General features: G+C 43.9%; 27 protein-coding genes. All 27 read right to left on the reverse strand.

From position 1 onward, the window contains the following. Nucleotides 1-15: 15 nt before the first annotated feature. The gene (gene rpmD, locus C1A12_RS20250) at nt 16-198 is read right to left on the reverse strand and encodes a 50S ribosomal protein L30 (protein ID WP_101847005.1); all 183 of its coding nucleotides are present in this window, start codon (nt 196-198) and stop codon (nt 16-18) included. A gap of 18 nt (nt 199-216) precedes the next feature. Beyond that, nucleotides 217-714, reverse strand: a complete 498-nt coding sequence (gene rpsE / locus C1A12_RS20255) for a 30S ribosomal protein S5 (RefSeq protein ID WP_101847007.1) — start codon at nt 712-714, stop codon at nt 217-219. Nucleotides 715-734: 20 nt separating this feature from the next. After that, nucleotides 735-1,097, reverse strand: coding sequence for a 50S ribosomal protein L18 (rplR, locus tag C1A12_RS20260; protein ID WP_101847008.1), 363 nt, complete (start codon nt 1,095-1,097; stop codon nt 735-737). Between the two features lie 35 nt (nt 1,098-1,132). Next, nucleotides 1,133-1,669: a 50S ribosomal protein L6 gene (rplF, locus tag C1A12_RS20265; protein WP_101847010.1), complete on the reverse strand. Its 537-nt coding sequence runs from the start codon at nt 1,667-1,669 to the stop codon at nt 1,133-1,135. 31 nt (nt 1,670-1,700) lie between these two features. Beyond that, nucleotides 1,701-2,099, reverse strand: a complete 399-nt coding sequence (gene rpsH / locus C1A12_RS20270; protein WP_101847011.1) for a 30S ribosomal protein S8 — start codon at nt 2,097-2,099, stop codon at nt 1,701-1,703. A gap of 30 nt (nt 2,100-2,129) precedes the next feature. Then, nucleotides 2,130-2,315: a type Z 30S ribosomal protein S14 gene (locus C1A12_RS20275; protein ID WP_035511674.1), complete on the reverse strand. Its 186-nt coding sequence runs from the start codon at nt 2,313-2,315 to the stop codon at nt 2,130-2,132. A 26-nt stretch (nt 2,316-2,341) separates the two neighbouring features. Next, the gene (rplE, locus tag C1A12_RS20280; RefSeq protein WP_101847013.1) at nt 2,342-2,881 is read right to left on the reverse strand and encodes a 50S ribosomal protein L5; all 540 of its coding nucleotides are present in this window, start codon (nt 2,879-2,881) and stop codon (nt 2,342-2,344) included. A 26-nt stretch (nt 2,882-2,907) separates the two neighbouring features. Next, the gene (gene rplX, locus C1A12_RS20285) at nt 2,908-3,219 is read right to left on the reverse strand and encodes a 50S ribosomal protein L24 (RefSeq protein ID WP_101847015.1); all 312 of its coding nucleotides are present in this window, start codon (nt 3,217-3,219) and stop codon (nt 2,908-2,910) included. A 41-nt stretch (nt 3,220-3,260) separates the two neighbouring features. Beyond that, nucleotides 3,261-3,629, reverse strand: coding sequence for a 50S ribosomal protein L14 (gene rplN, locus C1A12_RS20290; RefSeq protein WP_101847017.1), 369 nt, complete (start codon nt 3,627-3,629; stop codon nt 3,261-3,263). Nucleotides 3,630-3,670: 41 nt separating this feature from the next. Next, on the reverse strand, nt 3,671-3,934 hold the full coding sequence (rpsQ, locus tag C1A12_RS20295; RefSeq protein WP_101847018.1) for a 30S ribosomal protein S17: 264 nt from the start codon (nt 3,932-3,934) through the stop codon (nt 3,671-3,673). A gap of 24 nt (nt 3,935-3,958) precedes the next feature. After that, nucleotides 3,959-4,159, reverse strand: coding sequence for a 50S ribosomal protein L29 (gene rpmC / locus C1A12_RS20300; protein WP_101847020.1), 201 nt, complete (start codon nt 4,157-4,159; stop codon nt 3,959-3,961). Beyond that, complete coding sequence (gene rplP, locus C1A12_RS20305) at nt 4,149-4,583, reverse strand: 50S ribosomal protein L16 (protein ID WP_101847022.1); 435 nt, start codon at nt 4,581-4,583, stop codon at nt 4,149-4,151. Before rplP ends, rpmC begins: the two co-directional genes overlap by 11 nt. Before the next feature lie 18 nt (nt 4,584-4,601). Then, entirely contained in the window at nt 4,602-5,243 is a 642-nt protein-coding gene (rpsC, locus tag C1A12_RS20310; protein WP_101847024.1) for a 30S ribosomal protein S3, read from the reverse strand. Nucleotides 5,244-5,246: 3 nt separating this feature from the next. After that, complete coding sequence (gene rplV, locus C1A12_RS20315; RefSeq protein ID WP_101847026.1) at nt 5,247-5,588, reverse strand: 50S ribosomal protein L22; 342 nt, start codon at nt 5,586-5,588, stop codon at nt 5,247-5,249. 20 nt (nt 5,589-5,608) lie between these two features. Beyond that, nucleotides 5,609-5,887 carry a 30S ribosomal protein S19 gene (rpsS, locus tag C1A12_RS20320; RefSeq protein WP_101847028.1) on the reverse strand — a complete coding sequence of 93 codons (279 nt, stop codon included), beginning with the start codon at nt 5,885-5,887 and terminating at the stop codon, nt 5,609-5,611. Nucleotides 5,888-5,945: 58 nt separating this feature from the next. Next, entirely contained in the window at nt 5,946-6,779 is an 834-nt protein-coding gene (gene rplB, locus C1A12_RS20325) for a 50S ribosomal protein L2 (protein ID WP_101847030.1), read from the reverse strand. Nucleotides 6,780-6,812: 33 nt separating this feature from the next. Beyond that, nucleotides 6,813-7,100: a 50S ribosomal protein L23 gene (gene rplW / locus C1A12_RS20330; protein ID WP_101847032.1), complete on the reverse strand. Its 288-nt coding sequence runs from the start codon at nt 7,098-7,100 to the stop codon at nt 6,813-6,815. Beyond that, nucleotides 7,100-7,723 carry a 50S ribosomal protein L4 gene (gene rplD / locus C1A12_RS20335; RefSeq protein WP_101847034.1) on the reverse strand — a complete coding sequence of 208 codons (624 nt, stop codon included), beginning with the start codon at nt 7,721-7,723 and terminating at the stop codon, nt 7,100-7,102. The genes rplW and rplD overlap by 1 nt, the downstream gene beginning before the upstream one ends. Nucleotides 7,724-7,745: 22 nt before the next feature. After that, nucleotides 7,746-8,381: a 50S ribosomal protein L3 gene (gene rplC, locus C1A12_RS20340; protein ID WP_101847036.1), complete on the reverse strand. Its 636-nt coding sequence runs from the start codon at nt 8,379-8,381 to the stop codon at nt 7,746-7,748. A 31-nt stretch (nt 8,382-8,412) separates the two neighbouring features. Beyond that, nucleotides 8,413-8,721, reverse strand: a complete 309-nt coding sequence (gene rpsJ, locus C1A12_RS20345) for a 30S ribosomal protein S10 (RefSeq protein ID WP_145997074.1) — start codon at nt 8,719-8,721, stop codon at nt 8,413-8,415. 568 nt (nt 8,722-9,289) lie between these two features. After that, complete coding sequence (gene tuf, locus C1A12_RS20350; protein ID WP_101847040.1) at nt 9,290-10,480, reverse strand: elongation factor Tu; 1,191 nt, start codon at nt 10,478-10,480, stop codon at nt 9,290-9,292. A 126-nt stretch (nt 10,481-10,606) separates the two neighbouring features. Continuing rightward, nucleotides 10,607-12,685, reverse strand: coding sequence for an elongation factor G (gene fusA, locus C1A12_RS20355; RefSeq protein ID WP_101847042.1), 2,079 nt, complete (start codon nt 12,683-12,685; stop codon nt 10,607-10,609). 42 nt (nt 12,686-12,727) lie between these two features. Next, nucleotides 12,728-13,198, reverse strand: coding sequence for a 30S ribosomal protein S7 (gene rpsG, locus C1A12_RS20360; RefSeq protein ID WP_101847044.1), 471 nt, complete (start codon nt 13,196-13,198; stop codon nt 12,728-12,730). A 49-nt stretch (nt 13,199-13,247) separates the two neighbouring features. After that, on the reverse strand, nt 13,248-13,661 hold the full coding sequence (gene rpsL, locus C1A12_RS20365) for a 30S ribosomal protein S12 (protein ID WP_101847046.1): 414 nt from the start codon (nt 13,659-13,661) through the stop codon (nt 13,248-13,250). Nucleotides 13,662-13,753: 92 nt separating this feature from the next. Next, nucleotides 13,754-14,005, reverse strand: a complete 252-nt coding sequence (locus tag C1A12_RS20370) for a 50S ribosomal protein L7ae-like protein (protein ID WP_101847048.1) — start codon at nt 14,003-14,005, stop codon at nt 13,754-13,756. 146 nt (nt 14,006-14,151) lie between these two features. Continuing rightward, entirely contained in the window at nt 14,152-17,760 is a 3,609-nt protein-coding gene (gene rpoC, locus C1A12_RS20375; protein WP_101847050.1) for a DNA-directed RNA polymerase subunit beta', read from the reverse strand. A gap of 55 nt (nt 17,761-17,815) precedes the next feature. Continuing rightward, nucleotides 17,816-21,346, reverse strand: coding sequence for a DNA-directed RNA polymerase subunit beta (gene rpoB, locus C1A12_RS20380; protein WP_101847051.1), 3,531 nt, complete (start codon nt 21,344-21,346; stop codon nt 17,816-17,818). Nucleotides 21,347-21,383 lie beyond the last annotated feature (37 nt).

Below are 21,383 nucleotides of genomic sequence, written 5' to 3' on the forward strand. Positions count from 1 at the left end.
TAGTTGTTTCTGTTCTTATACTTCTTTAATAGATACAAGGTGTGACACCTTGTTAGTCATACCTCGGATAGCTGGGTTATCTTCAACTACGACAGTTTGACGAATTTTGTTAAGGCCAAGCGCTTTAACAGTAGAGCGCTGATCTTGTGGTCTGCCAATCACACTGCGCGTGAGGGTAACTTCTAACTTTTTAGCCATTTCATTTCCCTCCTTATCCTACAGTTCTTCTACGGACTTCCCACGAAGGCGGGCAACTTCTTCTGCTCGCTTAAGCTCTCCAAGTCCAGTAAGTGTCGCACGTACCATGTTAATTGGTGTGTTCGAACCAAGTGACTTAGAAAGGATATCTTGAACTCCTGCAAGCTCAAGCACAGCACGAACAGGTCCACCTGCGATAACTCCGGTACCTTCTGCAGCTGGTTTCATTAGAATGCTGCCTGCACCAAATTGTCCTGTAACTTCGTGAGGAATCGTTGTCTCTTTAATTGGTACTGAAATAAGATTCTTCTTCGCATCATCAATAGCCTTCTTGATAGCATCTGGCACCTCTTGAGCTTTACCAGTCCCAAATCCAACGTGGCCATTTTTATCACCTACGACAACCAATGCAGCAAAACGGAAACGGCGTCCACCTTTAACAACCTTTGCAACACGGTTAATCGTAACTACGCGTTCTTCAAGATCAAGTTTACTAGGGTCAATGTTTGTTAGCATGTATGTCCCTCCTTTAACGATTAAAATACTAGACCGGCTTCACGAGCCGCATCTGCTAATGCTTTTACACGTCCATGATACAAGTAACCGCCACGGTCAAACACAACTACTTCATAGCCGTTTTCTTTCGCACGATTAGCGACTAGTTCACCGACTTTTTTAGCAGCTTCCACGTTACCAGTGTTCTCAAGACCAAAGTCTTTTTCAGCAGTAGAAGCACTTGCTACTGTGTGTTGCGTTTCGTCATTAATTAATTGCGCATAGATGTGTTTATTTGAACGATAAACGTTTAAACGCGGGCGTTCAGCTGTTCCTACAACGCTGGAGCGGACGCGCGCATGGCGTTTCTTACGAACAACATTCTTATCAGCCTTCGTGATCATCTAAAGTCACTCCTTTCTATTCCTACCTAAGAACCTTATTTAGCTGTCTTTCCTTCTTTTCTACGAACATATTCGTTTTCGTAACGGATTCCTTTGCCTTTGTACGGCTCTGGAGGACGGATAGCACGGATCTTAGCGGCAACAGCACCAACTAGTTCTTTGTCGATTCCTTTAACAGTAACCTTGGTGTTTGAAGGAACTTCGATATCAATTCCGTCGCGCTTTTTAACTTCTACAGGGTGAGAATACCCAGCGTTAATAACAACTGTTTCTCCCTGCTTCTGAGCACGGTATCCAACCCCGATGATTTCAAGGCTTTTCTCGAATCCTTTGGAAACACCCTCAACCATGTTACCGATCAGGCTGCGGGTAGTACCGTGAAGAGCACGATGTTCTTTGTGATCACTCGGACGAGCTACTGTAAGAACGTTATCTTCAACCTTCACTGTAATATCCTCATGGAACGTACGAGTTAATTCGCCTTTAGGGCCTTTAACTGTGATTGTATTATTATCCTGAATGATTTCTACACCTTCAGGAATTTCTAATGATTTCAATCCTACACGAGACATTCATCTGCACCTCCTGTCTATTCTGTTTAGATTACCAAACGTAAGCTAGAACTTCGCCGCCAATGGCTTGTTCACGAGCTTCTTTATCTGTTAGTACACCTTTTGAAGTAGAAACAACAGCAACACCAAGTCCGTTAAGAACCTTCGGAAGCTCTTCTGCTTTAGCGTAAACACGTAGACCTGGCTTACTAATACGCTTCACTCCGCTAATTACACGCTCATCATTTTGACCGTATTTTAGGAAGATACGTAGTACACCCTGCTTGTTATCTTCAACGAATTCATAATCACGTACAAAACCTTCACGTTTAAGGATATCTGCAATCTCTTTTTTCACTTTGGAAGCTGGTAGTTCAAGCTTCTCGTGACGCACCATATTCGCGTTACGAATACGTGTAAGCATATCTGCAATTGGATCTGTCATAGTCATAACTTATATACCTCCTTCCCTGTATCGGGTTTACCAGCTGGCTTTTTTGACGCCAGGGATTTGTCCTTTATATGCAAGTTCACGGAAACAAATACGGCAAAGTTTGAATTTGCGCAGTACGGAATGAGGACGTCCGCAACGTTCACAGCGTGTATATTCGCGCACCTGGTACTTTTGTTTGCGTTGTTGCTTCGCGACCATTGATTTTTTAGCCACTATTTTCCCTCCTTATGGTTAGCTCATTATTTCTGAAACGGCATACCGAATTGAGCTAATAGTTCACGTGATTCTTCGTCTGTGTCAGCAGTTGTGACGATAACGATATCCATGCCACGCACTTTATCTACTTTGTCATAATTAATTTCTGGGAAAATCAACTGTTCTTTTACACCTAGTGTGTAGTTTCCACGACCGTCAAAAGCTTTCTTTGAGATCCCACGGAAGTCACGAACACGTGGTAAAGATACAGCAATAAGTTTTTCGAAGAATTCGTACATACGCTCTCCACGTAATGTTACCTTCGCACCGATTGGCATACCTTCACGCAGACGGAATCCCGCGATAGATTTCTTAGCTTTTGTAACCACTGGCTTTTGACCAGAGATTTGAGATAGTTCCTCTACAGCTGTGTCAAGTGCTTTCGCGTTTTGAACAGCGTCACCAACACCCATGTTAATTACGATTTTCTCGATTTTAGGCGCCTGCATCACAGAGTCATAGTTAAACTTGCTCATCATAGATGGCACAACTTCTTCTTGATATTTTCTCTTAAGTTCGTTCATCAAGTGGCCCTCCTTTCGTCACTGGATTATTTATCTAATGCTTCACCAGATTTTTTCGCGATACGAACTTTCTTACCGTCTTCAACTTTATAACCAACACGAGTTGGTTCGCCGGATTTTGGATCAATCGGCATAACGTTTGAGACGTGAATCGGCGCTTCTTGTGTAAGAATCCCACCTTGTGGGTTATCTTGAGAAGGCTTCGCGTGTTTCTTCACTTCGTTAATTCCTTCAACAAGAACACGATCTTTTTTCGGATAAGCTTCAAGGATTGTTCCTTGCTTTCCTTTGTCCTTGCCGGAAATAACCATTACTTTGTCACCTTTTTTCACGTGCATGCTTCGCGCACCTCCTTAACAAGGCTTTTCATTTCAACGATTTATAATACTTCTGGAGCTAGTGATACGATCTTCATGAATCGAGCATCACGAAGTTCACGAGCAACTGGTCCAAAGATACGAGTACCTCGAGGACCTTTATCATCACGTACAATCACGGCTGCATTCTCATCAAAACGGATGTAAGAACCATCCTTACGACGCATACCGCTCTTAGAACGTACAATTACGGCTTTTACAATTTCACCTTTTTTAACAACGCCCCCTGGTGTTGCCTGTTTCACTGTAGCAGTGATAATATCACCGATGTTAGCAGTCTTACGGCCGGATCCACCCAATACTTTGATGGTTTGGATTTCACGTGCACCAGAGTTGTCGGCTACTTTCAAACGAGTCTCCTGTTGAATCATACACTGTAACCTCCCTTCGGAATCTATCCGAGCGAACTATATTAAATAATAACAGACTCTTCTACAACTTCTACTAAACGAAAACGCTTCGTTGCGGATAATGGACGAGTTTCCATAATGCGCACGATGTCTCCATTTTTAGCCTGGTTGTTTTCGTCATGAGTCTTGAATTTCTTTGAATACTTTACGCGCTTGCCATAAAGCTTGTGGAATTTATAAGTTTCAACTAGAACAGTGATTGTTTTATCCATTTTGTCAGACACTACACGGCCAGTATAAACTTTACGATCGTTACGTTCACTCATGTGAGGGTGACCTCCTCTCATCTATTAGTTATTTACGCCTAGCTCACGTTCGCGAGCAACAGATTTCATACGAGCGATAGACTTGCGAACTTCGCGAATGCGCGCAGTGTTCTCAAGTTGACCTGTTGCCAGCTGGAAACGTAGGTTAAAAAGTTCTTCTTTCAAAGACTTTACTTTTTGTTCAATTTCGGCAGTGGTTAATTCACGGATTTCATTAGCCTTCATTGATTTCACCACCAATTTCTTCACGTTTTACAAATTTAGTTCTGATCGGCAGTTTGTGAGAAGCAAGACGCAGTGCTTCGCGCGCAACCTCTTCAGATACACCTGCGATCTCGAACAAAATTTTTCCTGGTTTAACAACAGCGACAAAACCTTCAGGAGCACCTTTACCGGAACCCATACGTACTTCCAGGGGTTTAGCAGTATAAGGTTTGTCTGGGAAGATTTTGATCCATACTTTACCGCCACGCTTCATGTAACGAGTCATAGCGATACGCGCTGCTTCGATTTGACGAGCAGTGATCCAGGCAGGATCAATTGCTTGTAGTCCATATTCTCCAAATGATACGGATGTGCCGCCTTTCGCACGACCTTTTAGGCTGGCACGGTGTTGACGACGATATTTAACACGTTTAGGCATTAACATAATGCTGTTCCCCCTTCCTTATTTTTCGTTTTTAGTTGGAAGGACTTCTCCACGATAAATCCACACTTTAACACCAAGCTTACCGTAAGTTGTGTCAGCTTCTGCAGTTCCGTAATCGATATCTGCGCGAAGTGTGTGAAGTGGTACTGTTCCTTCACTGTAATATTCAGCACGAGCAATATCAGCGCCGCCAAGACGTCCTGATACCTGCGTACGGATACCTTTAGCTCCTGCACGCATTGCGCGTTGGATGGTTTGTTTTTGAGCACGACGGAAAGACACACGGTTCTCCAATTGACGTGCAATATTGTCAGCTACAAGAGTAGCGTTCAAATCAGGCTTCTTCACCTCAACGATGTTGATGTGAACTCTTTTGCCAGTCAGATCGTTCAGCGATTTACGAAGTGCTTCAACTTCTGAACCGCCTTTACCGATAACCATACCTGGTTTCCCAGTGTGAATAGAAATGTTCACACGGTTTGCTGCACGTTCGATTTCAATTGTAGAAACGGCAGCGTCTTTAAGACGTTCTTCTGTATATTCACGAATCTTAATGTCTTCATGCAATAAGTCAGCGTAGTCTTTGCCAGCGTACCATTTTGACTCCCAGTCACGGATAACGCCGATACGAAGACCTACCGGATTAACTTTTTGACCCACTGATTATCCCTCCTTCTTTTCTGATACGACCACTGTAATGTGGCTGGTACGTTTGTTGATTTGGCTTGCACGTCCCATAGCACGTGGACGGAAACGTTTAAGTGTTACACCTTCATTTACAAACGCTTCGGAAACATATAAATTGTCCGGATCCATTTCATAATTGTGTTCAGCATTTGCAATCGCAGATTTAAGCACCTTCTCGATTACTGGAGAAGCGCCGCGCTGAGTTAAGCGCAATGTTGCGATCGCGTCACCTACGTTTTTTCCTCGGATTAAATCAATTACTAGACGAGCTTTACGAGGAGCAATACGAACGGTTTTAGCAACTGCTTTAGCTTGCATTAGAGTGCCTCCTCTCTACTTTAGCGTTTTGTTTTCTTATCGTCACCAGAGTGCCCTTTAAACGTACGGGTTGGCGCGAATTCACCAAGTTTGTGACCTACCATGTCTTCAGTCACGTATACAGGTACATGTTTGCGTCCGTCATAGACGGCAATTGTGTGTCCAACAAAGTTTGGGAAGATGGTAGAACGTCGTGACCAAGTCTTGATCACCTGGTTCTTGCTGTCTTCGTTCAACTTTTCAACTTTTTTCATCAAATGGTCATCTACAAAAGGTCCCTTTTTTAGGCTGCGGCCCATGAATAAACCTCCCTTCGCGATTGAGAGACGGGGATTGTTACCCGTCGTTCAATCCCGTTTATTTTTTACCTCTTCTACGAACGATATATTTATCAGACGGCTTGTTGCGCTGACGAGTCTTGTAACCAAGAGTTGGTTTACCCCATGGAGATACTGGAGAAGGTCGGCCGATTGGCGCACGTCCTTCACCACCACCGTGTGGGTGATCGCTAGGGTTCATAACAGAACCACGAACAGTCGGGCGCTTGCCTTGCCAACGAGAACGTCCTGCTTTACCTACACTGATAAGCTCATGCTCAAGGTTACCAACTTGGCCGATTGTTGCACGGCAAGTGCTTAGTACCAGGCGAACTTCACCAGAAGTAAGACGTACCAGTGTGTATTTTTCTTCACGTCCAAGGATTTGTGCTGAAGCACCAGCTGAACGTACAAGCTGACCTCCGCGTCCTGGCTTAAGCTCAACGTTGTGTACGATTGTACCAACAGGAATATCCTTCAGTTGAAGAGCATTACCAGTTTTAATGTCAGATCCTTGACCAGAGATGATTTCGTTACCCACTTTAAGACCCTTAGGAGCCAGGATGTAACGCTTCTCACCGTCAACGTAGTTAATTAGTGCAATGTTAGCGGAGCGGTTTGGATCGTATTCGATCGTAGCAACGCGTCCAGGTATTCCATCTTTATCACGCTTAAAGTCGATGATACGGTATTGACGCTTGTGACCTCCGCCCTGATGACGAACTGTCAGCCTGCCCTGGTTGTTACGTCCTCCACGTTTGTGAAGCGGAGTAACTAGGGAGCGTTCAGGTTTGTCAGTAGTGATTTCAGCGAAATCAGATACTGTCATGTGTCGACGACCGTTAGTAATTGGTCGGAACTTTTTAATCGCCATCTTTTTTCCCTCCTTCACTTACAAAATTTGTTTTTATACTTCAAAGAATTCTAGTTCTTCACTGTCTTCAGTCAACGTAATAACTGCTTTCTTACGGTCAGAACGATATCCGCCGTAACGGCCCATGCGCTTGAATTTACCTTTTAGGTTCATTGTGTTCACGCCAGCTACCTTAACACCAAAAATTTCTTCTACAGCATTTTTGATTTCTGTTTTGTTAGCATGTGTGCTCACTTCAAACGTATATTTCTTTTCTTCCATAAGGTCAGCAGAATGTTCAGTAATGACAGGGCGTTTAATAATATCGCGTGGTTCTTTCATTATGAGAGCACCTCCCCTGCTTTTTCAGCTGCTTCCTTCGTTAGGATAAGCTTGTCATGCGTTAGTAAATCTAACACACTTACTTGATCTACAGTAGTTACACTGACTGTAGGAATATTATTGGAAGAAAGAACAACATTTTCGTTCTTGTCTGCTGTAACAATCAGAGCCTTCTCGTTCACTTCTAGCCCTTTAAGAATGTTTACTACTTCTTTCGTCTTCGGTGCATCAAGAGAAAGATCTTCAAGTACGATCACATTGTCCTCTTGAACTTTAGAAGAGTAAGCAGATTGAAGAGCTAAACGACGAATCTTCCTAGGAAGCTTGTAGCTGTAGCTACGTGGTGTAGGACCAAATACAGTTCCTCCACCTACCCATTGTGGTGCACGAATAGTACCTTGACGCGCACGTCCAGTACCTTTTTGGCGCCATGGTTTACGACCGCCGCCACTTACTTCAGAACGGTTTTTAACTTTGTGTGTCCCTTGACGCAAAGATGCTTGCTGGGCCACAGCTGCTTCATGTAAAACATGAGTGTTTGGTTCAACACCAAAAACAGCATCATTAAGTTCGATATCTCCAACTTTAGAGCCGCTTTGGTTTAATAGTGCTACTTTAGGCATGACATATCCTCCCTTCCTTTAATTATTTGCTAGCCTTAACTGCACTTGTAACTTTAACGTAAGATTTTTTCGGTCCAGGTACATTACCTTTAACTAAAAGTAGGTTACGCTCTGCGTCTACTTTTACTACTTCAAGGTTTTGTAGAGTCACTTGTTCTCCACCCATTTGTCCTGCAAGGCCTTTACCTTTAAAGACTCTTGATGGGTCAGCACCCTGCCCCATGGAACCAGATCGACGGTGGAAACGGGAACCGTGGCTCATTGGGCCGCGGGATTGGTTATGGCGTTTGATAGCACCTTGAAAACCTTTCCCTTTAGAAGTTCCTGTTACATCAATTACATCTCCAGCTTCGAAAATATCCACCTTGACCTCTTGACCTAATTCATAGTCATCAAGGTTTGTATTACGGAATTCACGAATGTAGCGCTTAGGTGATGTGCTTGCTTTCTCAGCGTGGCCTTGATCGGCTTTCTTCAATCGGTTCGATTTCTGATCAGCAAAACCTAGTTGAAGAGCGTCATAGCCGTCGTTTTCAGTAGTTTTCTTTTGCAAAACAACGTTTGGCTCCGCTTCAACTACTGTTACTGGAATAAGCTCTCCATCTTCAGAGAAGATTTGAGTCATCCCGACTTTACGTCCTAAGATTCCTTTCGTCATCCGTTACACCTCCTATTATAAGTTCAAATTTTTATAGTTTAATTTCAATATCCACACCAGAAGGCAGATCAAGACGCATTAGCGAATCAACCGTCTGCGGCGTTGGATTAACAATGTCGATTAGACGTTTGTGTGTGCGCATTTCGAACTGTTCACGAGCATCTTTATACTTGTGAGTCGCACGAAGCACTGTGTAGACAGACTTCTCAGTTGGAAGCGGGATTGGACCAGATACGTTTGCTCCAGAGCGCTTCGCCGTGTCTACGATTTTTTCTGCGGACTGATCAAGAACCCTGTGATCATACGCCTTTAAACGAATACGAATTTTTTCTTTTGCCATTATTTTCCCTCCTTCTTCGCCCATTTTTTTAAATAGACATTCTCCGCGAAAATTTTCTCGACTCACCAGCCATGGCAAAGGGGCCGGGTGTGTCAACAACCTTTCGCATCATCGCCTTTTATGACCAACATTACTCATTATATAGAAGAAATGTAGTCAATGCAAGAGATTTTCATAAATATTTATCTATGAACACCTCAAAATATTATACTAAGAATTATAGGCAATTTCAACAAGGTTAAACAATTTTCTTTTCAACTTCTAAATAAAGAATATTACTGCATCATATGGAAGGCTTTCTTGTAAATTGGTAAGTAAAAGAACGGAAATTATGAGATAAAAAAACTTTAATTCGGTTGATTAATATATCAAGAGGCTGAAACAAAGAACATACACACGATTCAAACCATCTATCTTTTACCAGGTGAAAAGCATCTTCTTCTAAGCTTAAATAGAATGGCAGTGTGCAAAGGTTTCCCTTAGCCTCTCGACATCTGTCCAAAATGCATGGCAGCACAAAAAAACAAGCAGTCACTCAAAGAGTGCTGCTTGTTCTATCTAACAATTATTATTCAGTGATTTTAGCAACAACGCCAGCGCCTACAGTACGGCCGCCTTCACGGATAGAGAACTTAGTTCCATCTTCAATCGCGATTGGAGAAATAAGTTCAACTGTCATTTCAACGTTATCACCAGGCATTACCATCTCTACGCCTTCTGGAAGTTGAATAACTCCAGTTACGTCAGTTGTACGGAAGTAGAACTGAGGGCGGTAGTTAGAGAAGAATGGAGTGTGACGTCCACCTTCGTCTTTAGATAGTACATAAACCTCTGCTTGGAACTTAGTGTGTGGAGTGATAGAACCAGGCTTAGCTAGTACTTGACCACGGTTGATCTGTTCGCGGTCAACACCACGTAGAAGTGCACCAATGTTGTCGCCAGCTTCAGCATAGTCAAGAAGCTTACGGAACATTTCAACACCAGTGATTGTAGTTTTCTTAGCTTCTGGAGCAAGACCGATGATTTCAACTTCGTCACCGACTTTAACTTGTCCACGCTCAACACGTCCAGTTGCAACAGTACCACGACCAGTGATTGAGAATACGTCCTCAACTGGCATCATGAATGGCTGGTCAACGTCACGCTCAGGGTTAGGAATGTGCTCGTCTACTGCGTCCATAAGGTCGTAAATAGCTTGCTCATACTTTTCGTCACCTTCAAGAGCTTTAAGAGCAGAACCGCTGATTACTGGTACATCGTCACCTTCGAAGTCATATTCAGAAAGAAGGTCGCGAACTTCCATTTCAACTAGCTCAAGAAGCTCTTCGTCGTCTACCATGTCCACTTTGTTTAAGAATACAACGATGGCAGGTACACCAACTTGACGAGATAGTAGGATGTGCTCACGAGTTTGTGGCATTGGGCCGTCAGCAGCAGATACTACAAGGATCGCTCCGTCCATCTGTGCAGCACCAGTGATCATGTTTTTAACATAGTCAGCGTGACCTGGGCAGTCAACGTGTGCATAGTGGCGGTTTTCAGTTTCATACTCAACGTGGGCAGTGGAGATTGTAATTCCACGCTCGCGCTCTTCTGGAGCTCCGTCGATCATGTCGTAAGCCATTGCTGAACCTTCACCTGATCTTTTGTGAAGTACAGTAGTAATAGCTGCAGTTAATGTAGTTTTACCGTGGTCAACGTGTCCAATAGTACCAATGTTAACGTGGGACTTGGAACGGTCAAATTTTTCTTTACCCATTCTATATTTCCTCCTTTAAATAAATACAAAGTGTATTTTTAAACTTAATTTTTATGTGAAGCAGTAGGGGCATTCAACCCCTATGCTTACAATACAAGTTATACTTTAACTTTGCAAAAAAATCAATTATTCACCAGCATTTTTCTTGATGATTTCTTCAGAGATGCTCTTCGGTACTTCTTCGTAGTGGTCGAAGTGCATAGTGTACGTTCCGCGACCTTGAGTGTTGGAACGAAGGGACGTTGCATAACCGAACATTTCTGAAAGTGGAACAAAGGCTTTAACCACTTGTGCAGAACCACGAGTTTCCATACCTTCAACACGTCCGCGACGTGAAGTAACGTCACCCATGATATCTCCCATATATTCTTCAGGAATTACAACTTCAACTTTCATCATTGGTTCCAGAAGAACTGGTTTACATTTGTTCTTAGCTTCTTTAAGTGCCATTGACGCGGCTACTTTAAAGGCCATTTCGTTAGAGTCAACATCGTGGTAAGAACCATCATAAAGAGTGGCTTTGATGTCAACCATTGGGTATCCGGCAAGTACACCATTCTCCATCGATTGTTTAATTCCTTGTTCAACTGAAGGGATGTATTCACGCGGTACTACACCACCAACGATTTTGTTTACGAATTCGAAGCCAGCGCCTTCTTCGTTAGGTTCGAACTCAACCCATACGTGACCAAATTGTCCACGACCACCGGATTGACGTACGAACTTACCTTCAACCTGTGCACTTCCACGGAAAGTTTCACGGTAAGCAACCTGTGGAGCACCGATGTTTGCTTCGACTTTAAACTCACGCTTCAGACGGTCAACAATGATGTCAAGGTGAAGTTCACCCATACCAGCGATGATTGTTTGACCTGTTTCGACGTTAGTTTCAGTCTGGAAGGTTGGATCCTCTTCAGCTAACTTTCCAAGGGCCACAGCCATTTTGTCCTGGTCAGCCTTGGATTTAGGCTCGATCGCAACAGAGATAACCGGTTCAGGGAATTCCATAGATTCAAGAATAACAAGACTCTTTTCATCACATAGAGTATCGCCTGTACCCGTGTCTTTAAGACCTACAGCACCAGCAATATCACCAGCATATACAGTGGAGATCTCTTCACGAGAGTTGGCATGCATTTGCAGGATACGTCCTACTCGCTCACGCTTATCTTTCGTAGAGTTCTTCACGTAAGAACCAGATGATAGTGTACCGGAATAAACACGGAAGAATGTAAGTTTACCAACATAAGGGTCAGTTGCAACTTTAAATGCCAATGCAGAGAAAGGCTCTTTGTCGTCTGCTTTACGCACAACTTCTTCTTCTGTTTGTGGAATATGACCTTCAATAGGAGGTACATCTAATGGAGATGGAAGGTAATCAATTACTCCATCAATTAGAAGCTGAACCCCTTTGTTTTTGAATGCAGAACCACAGAATACCGGGTAGAAATCAACACTTAGAGTAGCTGTACGGATAGCCGTTTTTAACTCTTCGTTAGAAATTTCTTCCCCTTCAAGATATTTCATCATAAGGTCTTCATCAAGTTCCGCAACAGCTTCTACAAGAATGCCGCGGTACTCTTCCGCCTGCTCTTTGTACTCATCCGGGATCTCACGAGCCTCAGCACGTGTGCCAAGATCATCCATATAGTAGTAAGCTTCCATTGTTACAAGGTCAATGATTCCTTCGAAGTCATCCTCTGCACCAATTGGAAGCTGGACTGCAGCAGCGTTAGCTCCCAGACGATCTTTCAGTGTACCTAAGGAGTAGATGAAATCTGCTCCTACTTTATCCATTTTGTTAATGAATACAATACGTGGAACACCGTACGTTGTAGCCTGACGCCATACTGTTTCAGTTTGTGGTTCAACACCAGACTGAGCATCAAGTACAGCCACAGATCCATCAAGTACACGAAGGGAACGCTCTACTTCTACTGTGAAGTCTACGTGTCCCGGAGTATCGATGATGTTAATACGGTGGTCTTTCCACTGAGCAGTTGTCGCAGCGGAAGTAATTGTAATTCCGCGCTCCTGTTCCTGCTCCATCCAGTCCATTTGGGAAGCCCCTTCGTGAGTTTCACCAATTTTGTGGATACGTCCTGTGTAGAAAAGAATACGCTCGGTAGCTGTCGTTTTACCAGCATCGATGTGAGCCATGATGCCGATATTACGAGTCTTTTCCAAGGAGAACTCTCTAGCCATGATTTTTTCTCCTTCCTGATTGAAAGTGTTATTCGTTGATGATTACCAACGATAGTGAGCGAATGCTTTGTTTGCTTCCGCCATTTTATGCATGTCTTCACGGCGCTTAACTGAAGCACCCGTGTTGTTTGCAGCATCTAAAATTTCATTAGCAAGACGCTCTTCCATTGTTTTTTCTCCGCGAAGACGCGCATAGTTAACAATGAAACGAAGGCCTAGTGCCTGGCGGCGCTCAGGGCGAACCTCCACTGGTACTTGGTAGTTGGATCCACCTACACGACGAGCGCGTACCTCTAGTACTGGCATTACATTTTTCATTGCTTGATCAAAAGTTTCCATAGCGTCATTTCCGCTACGCTCTTGTACAAGTTCAAATGATTTATAAAGAATCTTCTGAGCTTTACCTCGCTGTCCGTTAACCATGATCTGGTTAATCAGGCGAGTAACAAGCTTAGAGTTATACATTGGATCTGGTAACACATCACGTTTAGCTACTGGTCCTTTACGTGGCATATGTTCCCCTCCTTTCCTGAAATTTATTTATTATGCTAAAAGCATTGTTTTATTTCTTAGGTTTTTTCGTACCGTATTTAGAACGACCTTGCATACGGCCATCTACGCTTGCAGTATCTAATGCACCGCGAACGATGTGATAGCGGACACCAGGTAAGTCCTTAACACGTCCGCCACGGATAAGAACAACGCTGTGTTCTTGAAGGTTGTGGCCGATTCCAGGAATGTAGGCGTTAACTTCAATCTGGTTAGTTAGACGAACACGTGCATACTTACGCAGTGCAGAGTTCGGTTTCTTTGGAGTCATCGTACCTACACGTGTGCAAACTCCACGTTTTTGAGGAGAAGACTGATCTGTCATGCGTTTCTTATAGCTGTTGTAGCCTTTGTTCAACGCTGGGGAGTCAGACTTTTTACTTTTGCTTACGCGTCCTTTACGAACTAGTTGGTTAATTGTTGGCATTTTGTTATCCTCCCTTCGGTTTTTAATACCACACATCCAGGTGGTTCATAAAAAGGCAAAAAACAAAGCTTTCGCGATTCACCGCCAAAACTTTATTGCTTTATCGCCACTGTCGCAGCTCCAACATCAATGCCGCACGCATTACCTAACTCTCTCATTGACTCTACCTTTGTATGAGGAATGTTTAATTGTGCAGCTAGTTTTGCCACTTTAAATGTCATTGACTGTTCAGCATCGTCAGCCGTAATGACTTCAATCACTTCGCCATTTTTCATAGCTTTAAGTGTTTGTTTGGTTCCAATGACTATATCTGATTTAGCCTGTGCTACTTTTTCATAAGACATCAGCATATCCTCCAAAGTAACATGGATAAACGGAAGCACCTTGATTATATTATCACTAGCTCAAACCCATTGTCAACTGGATTTTAAAAATAGTATAACAAGATGCTTCCTCATTTTTATCCCCTGTTAAACTTCACTTAAGTTTTTTAGAATTGAGTAACCTCTTCAACAGGTTCGCTTTGCTCTTCCTGCTGTTCGGACTCGGCTTTGATCTTACGGTATTTCGTCATGCCTGTTCCGGCTGGTACGAGTTTACCGATAATCACGTTCTCTTTAAGGCCTAGCAATTCATCACGTTTACCTTTAATTGCTGCATCTGTCAGGACACGAGTCGTTTCCTGGAAGGATGCGGCAGATAGGAAGCTGTCTGTTTCTAGGGACGCTTTGGTAATACCGAGAATAACTGGTCGGCCGACTGCCGGCTGACCGCCTTCCATAAGAACTCGTTGGTTCGCTTCTTTAAACTGGTGGATTTCAAGTAATGAACCAGGCAGTACATCTGTATCTCCGGAATCAAGAACACGTATCTTACGAAGCATTTGGCGAACCATTACTTCTACGTGCTTATCAGAAATCTCAACACCCTGCATACGATATACTTTTTGAACTTCTTTTAATAGATACTCCTGGACTCCATCAAGACCTTGAACGGTTAAGAGTTCTTTAGGGTCAATAGAACCTTCAGTAAGTGCATCGCCTGCTCCTACTTGATCACCCACGGAAACTTTAAGTCTAGAACCATATGGGGCGGTGTAAGAACGAGATTCTACTGCGCCCTGGACAACGATTTCTTGTTTCTCTTTCACTTCGTTAATCTCATGGACCGTACCTTTGATCTCAGTGATAACCGCTTGCCCTTTAGGATTTCTAGCTTCAACAATTTCCTGAATACGAGGAAGACCTTGTGTGATGTCATCTCCTGCAACCCCGCCTGTGTGGAAAGTACGCATTGTAAGCTGTGTACCAGGTTCACCGATAGACTGGGCAGCAATGATACCTACTGCTTCACCTACTTCAACTTCATCGCCAGTAGCAAGGTTACGTCCGTAACACTTCTTACATACTCCATGCTTGGTGTTACAAGTAAACGCAGAACGTATTGTGATCTCCTCGATGCCTGCATCAACAATCTGCTTAGCAGCATCTTCAAAAATCACTTCATTACGTGTAGCAAGAACTTGGCCAGACTCAGGATCTGTAACAGTCTGGAATGCAGTACGTCCCACAAGTCTGTCAACAAGCGGTTCGATAGTCTCTGTGCCTTCTTTAATGGCACTAACCGGAAGACCGCGGTCAGTTCCACAATCTTCTTCCCGTACAATAACATCCTGTGCCACATCTACAAGACGACGAGTCAAGTAACCAGAGTCAGCCGTCTTCAGTGCTGTATCGGCAAGTCCTTTACGTGCACCGTGAGTAGAGATGAAGTATTCAAGTACTGTCAGGCCTTCACGGAAGCTTGATTTAATCGGCAATTCAATGATCCGTCCAGCCGGGTTGGCCATAAGACCACGCATACCTGCAAGCTGGGTGAAGTTAGATGCGTTACCACGAGCTCCTGAATCACTCATCATAAAGATTGGGTTTCTAGGGTTCAGCGTATTCATCAGACGGTCCTGAATGTCATCTTTACAAGCTGACCAAATTTCGATAACCCGGTCATAACGCTCTTCTTCTGTGATTAAACCACGACGGAACTGTTTTAGCACCTTATCTACTTTACCTTGAGCTTCTTCGAGAATTTCTTGTTTCTCCGGTAATACTACAACATCGGATACACCGACTGTAATACCAGCTTTAGTCGAGTATGCAAAACCTAGATCCTTCATTCGGTCCAGCATTTTGGATGTTTCACTGATTGAGAAACGCTTAAATACTTCGGCAATGATGTCTCCTAAAATACCCTTCTTGAATGGAAGAACGAGTTCACGGTTTGCGATATCTTCCTTGATATTCGTTCCTTTTTCAACAAAGTAATGTTCAGGAGTTTTAATTTCAAGGTTCTGTTGCGTTGGTTCGTTCATATAAGGGAACGAGTTAGGAAGCATTTCGTTAAAGATCAGTTTACCAATAGTTGTAACTAACAGTTGGTTGTTCTGAGCTTCCGTAAATGTTTCATTATTTAAAGAATTAGCTTGAACAGCAACACGTGTATGAAGATGGACATAGCCGTTTTGATAAGCCATTAGAGCTTCATTTAGATCTTTGACGACCATACCTTCTCCAACAGCGTTCTCACGCTCTAGAGTAAGATAATAGTTACCGAGTACCATATCCTGAGATGGAGTAACAACAGGTTTTCCATCCTTAGGATTCAGGATGTTTTGCGCAGCAAGCATAAGGATGCGCGCTTCTGCCTGTGCTTCTGAGGATAGCGGTACGTGTACAGCCATTTGGTCCCCATCAAAGTCAGCGTTATAAGCCGTACAAACGAGCGGGTGAAGACGAATAGCGCGCCCTTCTACCAATGTTGGTTCAAATGCCTGAATTCCAAGGCGGTGCAGCGTCGGGGCACGGTTTAACAATACCGGGTGCTCCTTAATTACATCTTCAAGTACATCCCATACTTCCGGGTGCACTCGTTCGATCTTACGCTTAGCTGATTTAATGTTGTGTGCCAATCCACGGGAAACGAGCTCTTTCATTACAAACGGTTTGAACAATTCAAGAGCCATCTCTTTTGGCAGGCCGCACTGATACATTTTCAGGTTCGGTCCAACAACGATAACGGAACGGCCTGAGTAGTCAACACGCTTACCAAGTAAGTTTTGACGGAAACGACCCTGCTTCCCTTTTAACATATGAGAAAGAGACTTGAGCGGGCGGTTTCCTGGACCGGTTACGGGACGTCCGCGGCGTCCATTATCAATCAAAGCATCGACTGCTTCTTGAAGCATTCGTTTTTCGTTTTGCACAATAATCGTTGGCGCGCCAAGATCTAGAAGGCGCTTCAAACGATTGTTACGGTTGATTACCCGTCGATAGAGATCGTTTAAATCTGAGGTAGCAAATCGTCCGCCGTCCAGCTGTACCATTGGACGCAGTTCCGGCGGAATAACCGGAAGAACATCCAGGATCATCCATGATGGATCGTTACCTGAATTACGGAACGATTCCAGCACCTCTAGACGTTTGATTGCACGAGTACGACGTTGTCCCTGTGCAGATTTCAATTCTTCTTTAAGCGTGTCTACTTCTGCATCCAAGTCGATATCGGAAAGAAGCTTGCGAATCGCTTCTGCTCCCATAGCTGCCTGGAACCCTTTACCGAACTTCTCACGATAAGAGCGGTATTCTTTTTCAGATAAAAGCTGCTTCTTATCTAGAGCTGTTTCTCCAGGTTCAGTCACGATGTATGCGGCGAAGTATATAACTTCTTCTAAAGCACGAGGTGACATATCAAGGACAAGACCCATACGGCTCGGAATTCCTTTGAAGTACCAAATATGAGAGACAGGGGCAGCTAATTCTAAATGCCCCATGCGCTCACGTCGAACCTTAGCTTTGGTCACTTCTACGCCACAACGGTCACAAACGACCCCTTTGTAACGTACACGCTTATATTTACCACAATGACATTCCCAATCTTTCTGCGGACCAAAAATACGTTCACAGAACAGGCCGTCTTTTTCTGGCTTTAACGTGCGGTAATTAATCGTTTCCGGCTTCTTCACCTCTCCGTAAGACCAGGAGCGGATTTTGTCAGGTGAAGCCAGACCAATTTTCATATACTCAAATTTATTTACATCTAGCAAGGGGCCTACCTCCCTTTTAGTATCCAGGTTCTACCCTAAGCTTTATCAACTAGTCTTAATGTTCCTCAAGATTAATATTTTCAGATTCTTGTGTTTGGTCTTCCTCGATATCGCGCATTTCAATTTCTTCGTCTTCACCGTTTAAGATCTTAACGTCCATGCCTAAACTTTGAAGCTCTTTAATAAGAACTTTAAAGGATTCAGGCACTCCAGGTTCTGGTACGTTATCTCCTTTGACAATAGCTTCATAAGTTTTTACACGACCTACTACGTCATCAGATTTAACCGTTAAGATCTCCTGGAGAGTATAAGCGGCTCCATAAGCTTCGAGAGCCCATACTTCCATCTCACCGAAACGCTGACCACCAAACTGTGCTTTACCTCCAAGAGGCTGCTGTGTAACCAGAGAATAAGGTCCTGTGGAACGTGCGTGCAGTTTGTCATCAACCATGTGAGACAGCTTAATCATATACATGACTCCGACTGAAATGCGGTTATCAAACGGCTCACCGGTTCTTCCATCGTAAAGAATTGTTTTCGCGTCCCGAGCCATACCGGCCTCATCAAGAGTTTCCCAAACATCCTCCTCACGTGCTCCATCAAATACTGGGGTCGCAACGCGGATACCCAGCTGACGAGCAGCCATACCGAGGTGAAGTTCAAGTACCTGCCCGATGTTCATACGGGATGGTACACCAAGCGGGTTCAACATGACATCCACAGGAGTTCCATCTGGTAAGAACGGCATGTCCTCTTCTGGAAGGATTTTCGAGATAACACCTTTGTTTCCGTGACGTCCAGCCATTTTATCCCCTTCAGAGATTTTACGTTTCTGGACAATATAAACACGGATCAACTGGTTTACACCCGGAGGAAGCTCATCACCGTCTTCACGGTTAAAGATTTTCACATCGAGAACAATTCCTCCCGCTCCGTGAGGTACACGAAGAGAAGTATCACGGACTTCACGTGCTTTTTCACCGAAGATAGCATGAAGCAGCCGCTCTTCTGCTGATAATTCTGTAACCCCTTTAGGTGTCACCTTACCTACCAGCAGGTCGCCATCACTTACTTCAGCACCGATACGGATAATCCCGCGTTCGTCTAAGTCTCGTAAGGCATCTTCCCCTACGTTAGGAATGTCACGTGTGATTTCTTCTGGCCCGAGCTTCGTATCACGCGCTTCTGATTCATACTCTTCGATATGAATAGAGGTGTATACGTCATCTTTCACCAGGCGTTCACTCATAATGACAGCATCCTCGTAGTTATAACCATCCCAGGTCATGAATGCGACAAGCGGGTTCTGACCAAGCGCCAGCTCACCCATGTCCATCGAAGGTCCATCTGCAAGGATTTCACCTTTTACAACCCGGTCTCCTTTAGAAACAATTGGGCGCTGATTATAGCAGCTTCCCTGGTTAGAGCGGATGAATTTCTGTAGACGGTAACGATCTAAGTCACCTTCTACTTCTTTTCCATCTACTTCAGAAATACGGCGGACAAGAACTTCTTTTGCTTCTACTCTTTCTACGACACCTTCATGACGGCAGATTACCGCAGCTCCGGAGTCTTTACCTGAGACATATTCCATACCTGTTCCTACAAGCGGCGCATCTGGTTTTAAAAGAGGCACTGCTTGACGCTGCATGTTCGCACCCATCAAGGAACGGTTGGAGTCATCATTCTCAAGGAAAGGAATACACGCAGTTGCCGCAGATACAACCTGCTTAGGTGAGACGTCCATGTAATCGAGACGTTCACGGCTTACTACTGTGTTTTCCCCACGGAAACGAGCAATAACTTCTTCATCTGTAAAGGAACCGTCTTCGTTTAACTTAGCGTTGGCCTGTGCGACAACATAGTGGTCTTCTTCATCAGCTGTTAAATAATCAAAATGAGAAGTAACCTGGTTTGTCTCAGGGTCTACACGGCGGTAAGGCGTTTCAATAAATCCGAACTCGTTTACCTTCGCATAAGAAGATAAGGAGTTAATCAAACCAATGTTTGGCCCTTCCGGTGTTTCGATCGGACACATACGCCCATAGTGGGAATAGTGTACGTCACGAACTTCAAACCCTGCACGCTCACGCGTCAAACCACCCGGTCCAAGCGCTGAAAGACGACGCTTATGCGTTAACTCTGCAAGCGGGTTTGTCTGATCCATAAACTGTGAAAGCTGAGAGCTTCCGAAGAATTCTTTAATCGACGCGATCACAGGACGAATGTTAATCAGCTGCTGTGGTGTGATGGATGACGTATCTTGAATAGACATGCGCTCCCGAACAACACGCTCCATACGGGAAAGCCCAATACGGAACTGGTTCTGCAGCAATTCACCCACTGAACGAAGACGACGGTTTCCTAAGTGGTCAATGTCATCTGTTCCTCCAACTGTGTGAAGCAGGTTGAAGAAATAACTGATCGAAGAAAGAATGTCTGCAGGCGTAATGTGTTTTACGTCACGATCAATATTGGCATTGCCGATAACGTTGATCGAACGTTCCCCTTCAGGATCAGTCGGGTCTACTATTTTCACAGATTGAACGCGAATTGGGTCTTCCAGAACTCCGTCAACAGGCTCAAGCGTCTGCTCGCCCATCGTTTCTTCCTGATTGTTAAAGTGCGGAATTAAACGGTCCAGCAAGCGGCGGTCAATTTTAGACCCTTTTTCTGCTAAAACTTCACCTGTTTCTTCATCCACTAGTGTTTCTGCCAGTGTTTGATTGAAGAGGCGTTCTTTAATGTGAAGCTTTTTATTCATCTTATAACGTCCTACGCGGGCCAGGTCATAACGCTTTGGATCGAAGAAGCGGGAAACCAGCAGGCTTTTCGCATTTTCTACCGTCGGCGGCTCACCAGGGCGGAGGCGTTCATAAATTTCTAGTAATGCTTTCTCACTAGTTTCAGTGTTGTCTTTCTCTAACGTATTCTTCAAATATTCATTGTCACCGATCAAATCAATAATTTCTTGATCCGTTCCAAATCCTAACGCTCGAAGTAATACAGTAATCGGAAGCTTACGTGTACGATCAATTCGAACATGAACTACATCTTTAGCATCCGTTTCAAATTCTAACCAAGCTCCACGGTTCGGAATAACCGTAGCTGTATATCCACGCTTTCCATTCTTATCTATTTTGTCATTAAAATAGACACTAGGAGAGCGAACAAGTTGAGATACAATGACTCGCTCAGCACCATTAATAATAAATGTACCGGTATCGGTCATTAATGGGAAATCCCCCATAAATACTTCTTGTTCTTTCACTTCACCTGTTTCATTATTAAGAAGACGTACTTTCACGCGGAGCGGAGCATTGTACGTAACGTCACGGTCTTTCGATTCATCGACCGGATATTTGGGCTCCCCTAAGCTGTAATCTACGAATTCAAGTGACAGATTGCCAGTGAAATCTTCGATTGGCGAGATGTCTTTAAACATCTCTTTCAAACCTTCTTCTAAGAACCATTCATAAGAAGCAGTTTGAATTTCAATGAGGTTCGGTAAGTCTAATACCTCACTGATACGTGCGTAACTTCTGCGTTGGCGGTGTCGTCCATATTGAACTAGTTGACCTGTCAACTGATTCACCCCTTCAATCAAGCATTTTTAAAACGAA

The sequence above is a fragment of the Halobacillus sp. Marseille-P3879 genome, assembly GCF_900240285.1.
In the GTDB taxonomy this organism is placed as follows: domain Bacteria; phylum Bacillota; class Bacilli; order Bacillales; family Halobacillaceae; genus Halobacillus_A.

Excerpts from the sequence above, each read along its gene's own strand:
- rpmD (WP_101847005.1), bottom strand. The coding sequence starts at position 198 with ATGGCTAAAAAGTTAGAAGTTACCCTCACGCGCAGTGTGATTGGCAGA.
- rpsE (WP_101847007.1), bottom strand. The coding sequence starts at position 714 with ATGCTAACAAACATTGACCCTAGTAAACTTGATCTTGAAGAACGCGTA.
- rplR (WP_101847008.1), bottom strand. The coding sequence starts at position 1,097 with ATGATCACGAAGGCTGATAAGAATGTTGTTCGTAAGAAACGCCATGCG.
- rplF (WP_101847010.1), bottom strand. The coding sequence starts at position 1,669 with ATGTCTCGTGTAGGATTGAAATCATTAGAAATTCCTGAAGGTGTAGAA.
- rpsH (WP_101847011.1), bottom strand. The coding sequence starts at position 2,099 with ATGACTATGACAGATCCAATTGCAGATATGCTTACACGTATTCGTAAC.
- rplE (WP_101847013.1), bottom strand. The coding sequence starts at position 2,881 with ATGAACGAACTTAAGAGAAAATATCAAGAAGAAGTTGTGCCATCTATG.
- rplX (WP_101847015.1), bottom strand. The coding sequence starts at position 3,219 with ATGCACGTGAAAAAAGGTGACAAAGTAATGGTTATTTCCGGCAAGGAC.
- rplN (WP_101847017.1), bottom strand. The coding sequence starts at position 3,629 with ATGATTCAACAGGAGACTCGTTTGAAAGTAGCCGACAACTCTGGTGCA.
- rpsQ (WP_101847018.1), bottom strand. The coding sequence starts at position 3,934 with ATGAGTGAACGTAACGATCGTAAAGTTTATACTGGCCGTGTAGTGTCT.
- rpmC (WP_101847020.1), bottom strand. The coding sequence starts at position 4,159 with ATGAAGGCTAATGAAATCCGTGAATTAACCACTGCCGAAATTGAACAA.
- rplP (WP_101847022.1), bottom strand. The coding sequence starts at position 4,583 with ATGTTAATGCCTAAACGTGTTAAATATCGTCGTCAACACCGTGCCAGC.
- rplV (WP_101847026.1), bottom strand. The coding sequence starts at position 5,588 with ATGCAAGCTAAAGCAGTTGCTAAAACCGTTCGTATTGCTCCTCGTAAA.
- rpsS (WP_101847028.1), bottom strand. The coding sequence starts at position 5,887 with ATGGGCCGCAGCCTAAAAAAGGGACCTTTTGTAGATGACCATTTGATG.
- rplB (WP_101847030.1), bottom strand. The coding sequence starts at position 6,779 with ATGGCGATTAAAAAGTTCCGACCAATTACTAACGGTCGTCGACACATG.
- rplW (WP_101847032.1), bottom strand. The coding sequence starts at position 7,100 with ATGAAAGAACCACGCGATATTATTAAACGCCCTGTCATTACTGAACAT.
- rplD (WP_101847034.1), bottom strand. The coding sequence starts at position 7,723 with ATGCCTAAAGTAGCACTATTAAACCAAAGCGGCTCTAAAGTTGGAGAT.
- rplC (WP_101847036.1), bottom strand. The coding sequence starts at position 8,381 with ATGACGAAAGGAATCTTAGGACGTAAAGTCGGGATGACTCAAATCTTC.
- rpsJ (WP_145997074.1), bottom strand. The coding sequence starts at position 8,721 with ATGGCAAAAGAAAAAATTCGTATTCGTTTAAAGGCGTATGATCACAGG.
- tuf (WP_101847040.1), bottom strand. The coding sequence starts at position 10,480 with ATGGGTAAAGAAAAATTTGACCGTTCCAAGTCCCACGTTAACATTGGT.
- fusA (WP_101847042.1), bottom strand. The coding sequence starts at position 12,685 with ATGGCTAGAGAGTTCTCCTTGGAAAAGACTCGTAATATCGGCATCATG.
- rpsG (WP_101847044.1), bottom strand. The coding sequence starts at position 13,198 with ATGCCACGTAAAGGACCAGTAGCTAAACGTGATGTGTTACCAGATCCA.
- rpsL (WP_101847046.1), bottom strand. The coding sequence starts at position 13,661 with ATGCCAACAATTAACCAACTAGTTCGTAAAGGACGCGTAAGCAAAAGT.
- C1A12_RS20370 (WP_101847048.1), bottom strand. The coding sequence starts at position 14,005 with ATGTCTTATGAAAAAGTAGCACAGGCTAAATCAGATATAGTCATTGGA.